Origin of the sequence: Azospirillum sp. TSO22-1, from assembly GCF_003116015.1 — a bacterium.
In the GTDB taxonomy this organism is placed as follows: domain Bacteria; phylum Pseudomonadota; class Alphaproteobacteria; order Azospirillales; family Azospirillaceae; genus Azospirillum.
This window is the reverse complement of the sequence record NZ_LGQZ01000216.1, coordinates 1-8,013: the sequence shown is the minus strand read 5'-3', so window position 1 is coordinate 8,013 and position 8,013 is coordinate 1. Positions and strand designations below refer to the sequence as shown.

At 72.6% G+C, this 8,013-nt stretch carries 9 protein-coding genes; 2 read left to right on the top strand and 7 right to left on the bottom strand.

Translation table 11 applies throughout. From position 1 onward, the window contains the following. The 4 genes from TSO221_RS34215 to TSO221_RS34200 form a co-directional block, all read right to left on the bottom strand. The coding region (locus tag TSO221_RS34215; RefSeq protein ID WP_146209002.1) for a hypothetical protein at window positions 1–81 on the bottom strand (81 nt) is incomplete at its 3' end. 108 nt (window positions 82–189) lie between these two features. Next, a complete protein-coding gene (galU, locus tag TSO221_RS34210) occupies window positions 190–1,059 on the bottom strand; it encodes a UTP--glucose-1-phosphate uridylyltransferase GalU (protein WP_109122919.1) in 870 nt (289 codons plus the stop codon). A gap of 125 nt (window positions 1,060–1,184) precedes the next feature. Then, window positions 1,185–1,895: a DnaJ domain-containing protein gene (locus TSO221_RS36720; protein WP_109122918.1), complete on the bottom strand. Its 711-nt coding sequence runs from the start codon at window positions 1,893–1,895 to the stop codon at window positions 1,185–1,187. Beyond that, complete coding sequence (locus TSO221_RS34200; RefSeq protein WP_109122917.1) at window positions 1,892–2,599, bottom strand: hypothetical protein; 708 nt, start codon at window positions 2,597–2,599, stop codon at window positions 1,892–1,894. The genes TSO221_RS36720 and TSO221_RS34200 overlap by 4 nt, the downstream gene beginning before the upstream one ends. A 155-nt stretch (window positions 2,600–2,754) precedes the next feature. Here TSO221_RS34200 and TSO221_RS34195 point away from each other — a divergent pair, with 155 nt between their 5' ends. Both TSO221_RS34195 and TSO221_RS34190 read left to right on the top strand, forming a co-directional pair. Continuing rightward, window positions 2,755–3,453, top strand: a complete 699-nt coding sequence (locus TSO221_RS34195; RefSeq protein WP_109122916.1) for an RNA pseudouridine synthase — start codon at window positions 2,755–2,757, stop codon at window positions 3,451–3,453. Window positions 3,454–3,504: 51 nt separating this feature from the next. Then, complete coding sequence (locus TSO221_RS34190) at window positions 3,505–4,074, top strand: hypothetical protein (protein WP_109122915.1); 570 nt, start codon at window positions 3,505–3,507, stop codon at window positions 4,072–4,074. A 6-nt stretch (window positions 4,075–4,080) separates the two neighbouring features. Here the strand turns inward: TSO221_RS34190 and TSO221_RS34185 are convergent, their stop codons facing one another. The 3 genes from TSO221_RS34185 to TSO221_RS34175 are packed head-to-tail and all read right to left on the bottom strand — an operon-like array spanning window position 4,081 to window position 7,762. Continuing rightward, window positions 4,081–5,223 (bottom strand): BMP family ABC transporter substrate-binding protein, encoded by a 1,143-nt coding sequence (locus TSO221_RS34185; RefSeq protein WP_109122914.1) that lies wholly within the window; start codon window positions 5,221–5,223, stop codon window positions 4,081–4,083. Window positions 5,224–5,281: 58 nt separating this feature from the next. Further along, entirely contained in the window at window positions 5,282–6,379 is a 1,098-nt protein-coding gene (locus TSO221_RS34180; RefSeq protein WP_109122913.1) for a hypothetical protein, read from the bottom strand. A gap of 12 nt (window positions 6,380–6,391) precedes the next feature. Next, the gene (locus TSO221_RS34175; RefSeq protein ID WP_109122912.1) at window positions 6,392–7,762 is read right to left on the bottom strand and encodes an MBOAT family protein; all 1,371 of its coding nucleotides are present in this window, start codon (window positions 7,760–7,762) and stop codon (window positions 6,392–6,394) included. Between the last annotated feature and the right edge of the window lie 251 nt (window positions 7,763–8,013).

Below are 8,013 nucleotides of genomic sequence, written 5' to 3'. Positions count from 1 at the left end.
GCACACCTCCACGCCGAACTCCGAAAAACAGGCGCCCGACACCAAGCCAACGTACCCGGTACCGATCATCGCGATGCGCATGAGGATCCTCGTTGCCTTCCGCCCCTGATGCGGGCGTCCCGCTGAAAAGCCATGCCCGCCGCTCCCAGTCAAGGGAGCGGCGGGCTGGAACGACGGTCCCGAACGGGGTCAGCCGAACTTCTTCAGCAGGTCCCGCACCTTATCCGACAGGTCCGGGCGGCTGAGCGCGTAGGCGATGGTCGCCTCGACGAAGCCGATCTTGTCGCCGCAGTCGTAGCGCGTGCCCTCGAAGCGCAGTCCGTGGAACGGCTGCGTGCCGATCAGCTTGGCCATGGCGTCGGTCAGCTGGATCTCGCCGCCGGCGCCGGTCTGCTGGTTCTCCAGGTGGTCGAACACCTCCGGCATCAGGATGTAGCGGCCGATGATCGACAGGGTGGAGGGCGCCTCCTCCGGCTTCGGCTTCTCGACGAGGCCGCGCACCTTGGCGAGCCGGCCGTCGTCGCTCTCGACGTCGAGGATGCCGTAGCGGCGCGTATGCTCGCGCGGGACGTCGACCACGGCAACGACGTTGCCGCCGGTCTCCTCGTAGGCCTCGACCATCTGCTTCAGGCAGGGACGGTCGGCCAGCACGTAGTCGTCCGGCAGGATGATGGCGAAGGGCTCGTTGCCGATGACGGCGCGGGCGCACCACACCGCGTGGCCGAGGCCGAGCGGCACCTGCTGGCGGGTGTAGAAGCAGCGGCCCGGCGCGATCTCGCTGTGGCGCACCTCTTCGAGCGCGGCGGCGTTGCCGCGGTCCTCGAGGGTGCGGTTCAGTTCGGTGTCGGCGTCGAAGTGGTCCTCGATGGCGCGCTTCGAGCGGCCGGTGACGAACACGAAGTCCTCGATGCCGGCGGCGCGGGCCTCCTCGACGGCGTGCTGGAGCAGCGGCCGATCGACCAGCGGCATCATCTCCTTCGGGATCGCCTTGGTGGCGGGAAGGAAACGGGTGCCGAGACCGGCAACGGGGAACACCACCTTGCGCACGGGTTTACGCATCTGGGTCTCTTATCCTTGTCCAAGGACCATTCACAGCGGCCGACGCCATGGGACCGGCGGCCGTCAGGTGTTCTGCCACACGGTCCGGAGTGGCGCAACACACCCTTCGGGGGCTTGGCGGAAGGTCAGTGCCGCAGCAGCAAGTCTTTCGCCTGGTTTATCTTTGCCGCCAGATAGGTCGAACCGCCATGGTCGGGATGAACGCCCATCATCAGCCGTCGGTGAGCCTCCTTGACCTGTTCGGCCGAGGCCCCGGACGACAGGCCGAGGATCTCATAGGCCTCCTCCCGCGACATGGCGCCGCTGCCCCCGGCGGCCGGCCGTCCGGCTTCGCCTCCAGCCTCGCCAAAACGCTCGCGCCAGTCGGGGCGGGCGCGGTCGAGCCACGCCTCCAGCACCGCCGCGGACTGCGGGTCGTCCTGCCGGCAGGAGTAGAGCAACTCCGCCGCCTCGGCCGGGTCGAGGGAGTCCAGCGTGCGGCCCTTCAGCGGGCCGTACAGCACCTCGCCCGCCATGGCCCCGGTGTCGTGGTCGAGCGTCATGCGCAGGTACAGCGTCTCGACCCGCGAGGCCTGCCCGGACGACGGTTCGACGCGGGCCGCGGCCTCGCGCCGGCGGCGGTGGCGGATCAGCAGCGGCGCGGCCATGGCGCCCAGCGCCAGCACGGTGCCGAGCTGGCCGCGCAGCGCCGCGAACAGCACCACGGCGGCGCCCAGCCCGATGCCGCCGTAGCGCAGGCCCCGGGCCAGGGTTCGCGGACTGGCCGAGACGAAGACGCGCGCCAGCACCCACAGGCCGACCGCCAGCCCCACCGCGGCCAGGACCAGCGGCATCATGGCGCGAGCCGGCTGGTCAGCAGCCCGGCGACGCCGCCGCGCCGGCGGCCGAAATCCTCCAGCGCCGCGCGGCCTCCCGCGGCGAACACCGCCACCGCCGCCAGCAGGTCGCGGAGCTGCTGCGCCGAGGAGGCGTCGAAGGGGCAGCAGGCGCCGCCGGTCAGCCGGGCGATGGTCTCGAACGCCGCGCGCGCCGCCGGGTCGGCACCCTCGTGGAACAGGAAGGCCGGCACGCCGAGCAGGCCGAGCTCGCCCGCCTTGTGCGCCAGCCCGTCGATCTCCTCCTCCATGCAGTCGCCGACGAAGACCAGGGCGTTCACCCGCTCCTGCCTGGCCTCCTTGATGGCGTGGGCGAGGACGCGGCCGATCTGCGTCTGCCCGGCGAGGCAGCGCACCGCGGTCATCCGCCGCAGCAGGTCCGGCGCGGTGCCGACCCAGGGGCTGGCCTGGCACTCGCGGAAGCCGCGGTAGAACACCAGCTGCACGTCGAGCCCGCCGAGCGCCGCGGTGGCCTCGAACATCTCGCCCTGGATCCGGCAGGCGCGGTCCCAGGTGGGTTCGCGGCTGGCGGTGGCGTCCATGGCGAACATCAGCCGGCCGCGCCGGCCGGTGTGCGCCGGCGGGATCGCCGCGACCCGGCGCAGGAACGCGTCCACCTCGGCCTGCGAGGACCGCTGCGCCGGCAGCTTGTCACCGTCCGCCATGGGCGTGCCTCTCCCTGGATCTCCCTGGATCTCCTGCCTCCGAGATGGGGCGCGGGACCGGCGGGAACCAGAGTGCCCCGCCCGATTGCCCCGCCCGATTGCCCGATGCTACAGCCCGCTTGCCCCGCGGCGCCACCCCATGCTTGGGTGCCGCCATGCGCTACACCGCCCACGACATCCGCTCCTTCGTCCTGCACCGCGACGACGCCGTGCTGGTGCTCAACAAGCCGGCCGGGTTGGCGGTGCACGCCGCGCACAAGATCGAGCACCACCTCGGCCTGTACATGGACGACCTGGCCTTCGAGCTGGGAGAGCCGCCGCGCCTCGCCCACCGGCTCGACCGCGACACCGCCGGCTGCCTGGTGATGGGGCGCACGGCGGAGGCGGCGACGCGGCTCGGCAAGCTGTTCGCCGGGGGCTGGGTGGAAAAGACCTACTGGGCGGTCAGCGAGGGCGTGCCGCAGGAGCCCGAGGGCACCATCGACCACCCGCTGCTGAAGATCCAGGTCCCCGGCTCGTGGACCATGCTGACCCACCCCGACGGGCGGCCGGCGCGCACCGACTACCGCGTGCTCGGCACCGACGGGAACGGGCGGGCGTGGCTGGAGCTGAAGCCGCGCACCGGGCGCACCCACCAGCTGCGCGTGCACTGCGCCGCCATCGGCTGCCCGCTGCTCGGCGAGCCGTACTACGGGCCGGAGCGGATCCCGCCCGGCAACCTGCACCTGCTGGCGCGCACCATCGCCTTCCGCCTCGACAAGGAAGGCCCCGCCCGGTCGGCCACCGCGCCGCCGCCGCCGCACATGGCGGAGGCGCTCGCCGCCTGCGGCTGGGAGGGGGAAACCTTTCGTTAACCATAATACGCGACCCTCCGCCCAGGCTTTCTTCTTCATGGCGGACGAGCGATGACCTGTATCGTGGGCTTGGTGGACGGCGATCGCGTGTGGATGGGCGGCGACAGCGCCGGGGTGTCGGGCCTGGACATCACCGTGCGGGCGGACACCAAGGTGTTCCGCAACGGCGACTATCTGATCGGCTTCACCAATTCCTTCCGCATGGGCCAGCTGCTGGCCTACCGGCTCGACCCGCCGGAGCGGGCGCCGGGCGTCGATCTCTTCCGCTACATGGTGACCGATTTCGTGGACGCCGTGCGCGGCTGCCTGAAGGACGGCGGCTGGGCGCAGCGCTCCAACGACGTGGAGACCGGCGGCAGCTTCCTGGTGGCGCACGAGGGCCGGCTGTTCTCGATCCAGTCGGACTATCAGGTCGGCGAGGCGGTGCGCGGCTACCACGCCATCGGCTGCGGCGCCGACTACGCGCTGGGCTCGCTCGCCTCGACCGAGCACCTGCCGCCCGAGGAGCGCGTGCGCAAGGCGCTGGAGTGCGCCGAGCTGTTCAACGGCGGCGTGCGCGCGCCCTTCACCATCCAGTGCCTGCCGGCCCGCGCGGTGCTGACGCTGACGGAAGCCGCCTGAGAGCGGCTACCGCACCACCTCCACCCCCTCGGCCAGCCAGACCAGGCGGTCGAGGGCCGGGTCGTCGCTCTTCAGGGCCTTCCCCTTGGCGAGCGCGACGCGGCCGGTGTTGTCGAGGATCGGGCCGCGGAACACCGCGGCGTTGCCGTTGGCGAGCTGCATGCGCGCGGCGTCGGCGTGCGCCCGCGCCTCCACCCCGACGCCGCGGCCGTAGGCGGTGCTGCGCACGTGCCCGCGGCCGAAACCGCCCAGCCGCACGCGCTCCCACGCACGGCCGGACTGGATGCGCTGCACGGTGTCGGCGCAGATGCGGGTCCAGTCGGGCTGGGTGCCGGTCAGGAAACCCTCCGGCGCCAGCGTCGAGAGGTCGATGTGCAGGCCGCAGCAGCGCACTCCGGCCGCCTCCGCCACCTCGCACAGCGGGCGCACCGAGGCGAGCTGGCCGGACAGCACGTCGGCGCCGTCGGCGACCAGCGCCCTGGCGGCGGCGGCCACCGCGTCGGGCGCCGGGCTGGCGCCGACCAGCGCGAGGCGCACCGCCACCGTCGGGTCGGCGCGCCGCACCCCCAGTGCGAAGGCGTTGACGCAGCGCAGGACCCGCGGCGAGGACTCCGCCGCCACCAGCCCAACCTTCCTGGCACGCGAGGCGTAGCCGGCGACGATGCCGGCGATGTGCTGCCCCTCGTCCATGTAGGCGTCGTAGACGCCGACGTTGTCCGGCAACCGCACGTCGGCGAAGGCGCCGCCGCACAGCAGGAAGGCGGTGTCGCGGTGCGCCTCGGCCTGCGCCAGCAGCAGCGGCAGGGAATCGCCCGGCGCCGTCACGAAGACGACGCGGCAGCCGCGCCCGCCGGCCAGCTCCTCGGCGGCGGCCGACAGGGTGGTGGGGGTCGCCTCGATCTCCTCGACCCGGACGCCGGGCAGCGTGGCGACGGCGTGGGCGGCGTCGGCGTGCGCCTGGACCACGCCGAAGTCGGCGCGCGGGCCGTCGTAGACGAAACCGACGCGCAGCGGCGGCGCGGCGTCCTGGGCGCGGGCATCCCGGGCGTACAGGGGCGACGCCAGCGCCAAGCCGCCCATCCCCAGGGACAGGCCGGTCAGCAGGCTGCGGCGGGTCACCGCCGCGTCAGGTCCGCTCGCTCGCTTCATGGCCGCCTCCCGTCGGGGGTGCACTATACCTTCGGTGGAGGGAGGAGCGGAGAGGAATTTATGAGACGGGTGCCCGCCGCGGCGATCCGGCGCGCGGCTCGGCCAGCAGGCGCCACGTGCCGTCCGCCGCCTCGCGCCGGCCGCGCAGCACCTCGGCCAGCGTGCCCTCCAGCCAGTCGGCGATGCCGACGCGGTAGTGCAGGTGGTCCCAGTAGTTGGCGTCGTCGGTGGTGATGCGCGACGGGATGCGGAAATCCACCACCCAGGCCCCCGCCGCGGCGCCCAGCTGGGCGATGCGGTCCTTGCACGCGCGCTCGCGGGCCTCGCCGTCGGAGCCGGGCGGCGGCTGCGCCACCACGTGCACCGGCATGAAGGCCAGCACCGGCCGCGCCTCGGCCGGCAGGCGGGCCAGCAGCTCCTCCAGCCAGACCAGCGCCGGGAAGCGCCAGCCCTGGCGCTCGGCCTCGGTCGGGACGTAGGGCGGCACCTGCGGCACGATGGCGCGCTTCGGGCCTTCGTAGATCTTCGCCTCGACCTTGGCGCGGTCCCACTGCTCGTCCGGCGGCACGAAGCGCTCGTAGCCGTCGTCGCCCAGGCGCGGCTTGCGCAGGCCCATGTGGTACTCGGCCAGCCGCCAGGCGATCTCCAGCGTCTTGCCGTTCAGCAGGTAGGCGAGGTCGTTCCACGGGTCGTCGTCGTACATCCACGGCGGGAACGGCCGGAAGGTGGTGCGCCGGGCGTCGGCGTCGGCGGCGCACCAGACCTGGTCGAGCGTGAAGATCATCGTGCGCGGCGCCGGCACGGTGCGCAGGAACAGGTCGGCGATCCGGTACTGCTCCCACGCCATGGCGCTGTTCATCGACAGGTTGGCGAAGCGCCCGCCCATCAGGCGGTCCAGATGCGCCGGCTGCAGCAGCCGCCCGGTCGAGGTGCCGAACACCGCGCTGTCGAAGCGGCCGGTGCGCACCACGCCGGGGAACAGGAAGCGCTGGTTGTCGTCCATCAGCGGTCGCGCCATCGGCGGCGAGAACGGCACGTTGCGGTACGGGTCCATCACCAGCACGAAGGCCAGCAGCACCCCGACGAGGCCGAGCGCGGTGGCCGCCAGCGTCTTGACGTAGCCGCTCCAAGAGGGAGGCGAGGGGGGCGTGCGCATCCTCGTCCCTCCTCAGAACTGGAAGTAGATGAAGCTGAGCGGCTGGCCCTTGCCGACCTCGAGGATGCAGGCCACCGCCAGCACCGCGAAGGCCGCCGCCACCGGCCGGCGCGCCGGCAGACGGGTGTCGGTGAAGTCCAGGCTGGTCGGCCCCAGCAGCGCCACCGCGGCGCCGACAGCCATGGTCAACGGCCGCGACAGGTCGCCGGCCAGCCCGCCCTGCCCCGCCATGCCGGCCAGCAGGTTGCCGGCGGTGGCGAAGTCCGGCGCGCGGAACAGCACCCAGCCGACCACCACGAACAGCATGGTCAGCAGCCACGCGACCGGCAGCGGCAACGGCCGCTTCAGGCTCTGCCACGCGTGGCAGACGACCAGCCCGGCGCCGTGCATCAGCCCCCAGGCGACGAAGGTCCACGCCGCCCCGTGCCACAGCCCGCACAGCCCCATGGTGAGCAGCGTCGTCAGCGCGTAGGCCGCCGGGCTCTGCCGGCTGCCGCCCAGGGGGATGTAGACGTAGTCGCGGATCCAGCGCGACAGCGTCATGTGCCAGCGCCGCCAGAAGTCGCGCAGGTCGGCGGCGCGGTACGGCGCATTGAAATTGGCCGGCAGGCGGATGCCGAACAGCAGCGCGATGCCCAGCGCCATCTCGGTGTAGGCGGAGAAGTCGAAGAACAGCTGCAGCGAGAAGGCCAGCGCCGCCTCCCACGCGTCGACCAGCCCCGGCACGCCCTGGACGGCGGCGGCGAACAGCGGGTCGGCGGAGCGCGCCAGCGGATCGGCCAGCAGCACCTTCTTGGCGAAGCCGATGATGAACAGCGTCAGGCCCTTGGCGAAGCGCTCCGCCCAGCCCGGCCGCAGCGGGTCGTCGGCGAGCTGCGGGATCAGCTCGTTGTGGCGGACGATGGGGCCGGCGACAAGGTGCGGGAAGAAGAAGACGAACAGGCAGAAGCCGCGCAGCGGGTACGCCGGCACGCGCCCGCGCCGCAGATCCACCAGATAGGAGATCAGCTCGAAGGTGAAGAAGCTGATGCCGATGGGCAGCAGCACGTCGCTGTGCGGCAGGTCCCGCCCCAGCAGCGCGGCGGCCGAGTCCATGAAGAAGTTGGCGTACTTGAAGTACCCGAGGATGGCGAGGTTGGCCGCCACGCCGGCCGTCACCACCCAGGAGATCCGCCGTTTGCGGTACAGGTGCGCCAGCCCCCAGGTGGCCAGCGTCTGGCCGAGCAGCAGCGGCACGAAGCGCACGTCCCACCAGCCGTAGAACACCACCGAGGCGGCGACCATCACCCACTCGCGCGCCGCCTCGCGCCGGGCCGTCGCGTAGAACAGCGCCAGCACCGCCGGCAGGAAGCCGAGCACGAAAGCCTGGGTGTGAAAGAGCATGCGGGACCGCGGCGCCGTTGGACCGGCGGACTTGTACACCGGAACCGTTTTGGAGGGACTGGAAATTTGCCCCGCCCCCGCCCCCGGCGGGGGAGGTCGGATGGAGGCAGCGGCCCGCCAAAAAAAGCCGCTGCCCCCACCCTCCCCAGGCTTCGCCCGGGTCCCCTCGACCGGTCGCCCGCAAGTCGGGCGACCGCGCTCCGCCTACGATCGCCTTCGGCGCTCGTTGCCTACGGCACCGGCTCCACGCC

Excerpts from the sequence above, each read along its gene's own strand:
- TSO221_RS34200 (WP_109122917.1), bottom strand. The coding sequence starts at position 2,599 with ATGGCGGACGGTGACAAGCTGCCGGCGCAGCGGTCCTCGCAGGCCGAG.
- TSO221_RS34195 (WP_109122916.1), top strand. The coding sequence starts at position 2,755 with ATGCGCTACACCGCCCACGACATCCGCTCCTTCGTCCTGCACCGCGAC.
- TSO221_RS36720 (WP_109122918.1), bottom strand. The coding sequence starts at position 1,895 with ATGATGCCGCTGGTCCTGGCCGCGGTGGGGCTGGCGGTCGGCCTGTGG.
- TSO221_RS34175 (WP_109122912.1), bottom strand. The coding sequence starts at position 7,762 with ATGCTCTTTCACACCCAGGCTTTCGTGCTCGGCTTCCTGCCGGCGGTG.
- TSO221_RS34190 (WP_109122915.1), top strand. The coding sequence starts at position 3,505 with ATGACCTGTATCGTGGGCTTGGTGGACGGCGATCGCGTGTGGATGGGC.
- TSO221_RS34180 (WP_109122913.1), bottom strand. The coding sequence starts at position 6,379 with ATGCGCACGCCCCCCTCGCCTCCCTCTTGGAGCGGCTACGTCAAGACG.
- galU (WP_109122919.1), bottom strand. The coding sequence starts at position 1,059 with ATGCGTAAACCCGTGCGCAAGGTGGTGTTCCCCGTTGCCGGTCTCGGC.
- TSO221_RS34185 (WP_109122914.1), bottom strand. The coding sequence starts at position 5,223 with ATGAAGCGAGCGAGCGGACCTGACGCGGCGGTGACCCGCCGCAGCCTG.